This is a genomic window from Rhizobium ecuadorense (genome assembly GCF_001187535.1).
Taxonomy (GTDB): Bacteria; Pseudomonadota; Alphaproteobacteria; order Rhizobiales; family Rhizobiaceae; genus Rhizobium; species Rhizobium ecuadorense.
On sequence record NZ_LFIO01000169.1, the window covers coordinates 1 to 511 of the forward strand.

Sequence of the window (511 nt, forward strand, 5' to 3'; positions counted from 1 at the left end):
GATCGTGTCCCAGTACGTGGCGTAGGTGACGGTAGGGAGTAAAGCCGAGCGCCCGCGCGCTTCTCGTTGCGCTGTAGCGGGTGATCGGCTTTGCGGGCGGCCATCAGTGTTTTCCGCTAGGGTCGGGTTGTTCAAGACCAACCTGACGGAAAGATCACCGATGACCAATGACATGATGAACGGGCGCTCCCTTGTTGAGAAGAGTGCCGATGCAGATTTGTTGCGTGAGATGATTGGCTTTGCCGCCGAGCGGCTGATGGAGTTGGAGGTCGGCTCGGCTACGGGTGCTGACTTCGGTGTGAAGAACCCCATGCGGCTCACTCAACGCAATGGCTACCGTGACCGCGATTGGGAGACGCGGGCTGGCACCGTCGAGCTTCGCATTCCGAAGCTGCGCAAAGGCAGCTACTTTCCGAGCTTCCTTGAACCGCGCCGCATGGCAGAGAAAGCTCTGACGGCCGTTATCCAGGAAGCGTATATCCAGGGAATCTCGACTCGTTCTGTCGACGAC

At 59.1% G+C, this 511-nt stretch carries 1 protein-coding gene; it reads left to right on the forward strand.

Features of this window, described 5'->3' with window-relative positions; all coding sequences use genetic code 11:
• Positions 1–160: 160 nt before the first annotated feature.
• The coding region (locus tag AF337_RS04525; RefSeq protein ID WP_193393569.1) for a transposase at positions 161–511 on the forward strand (351 nt) is incomplete at its 3' end.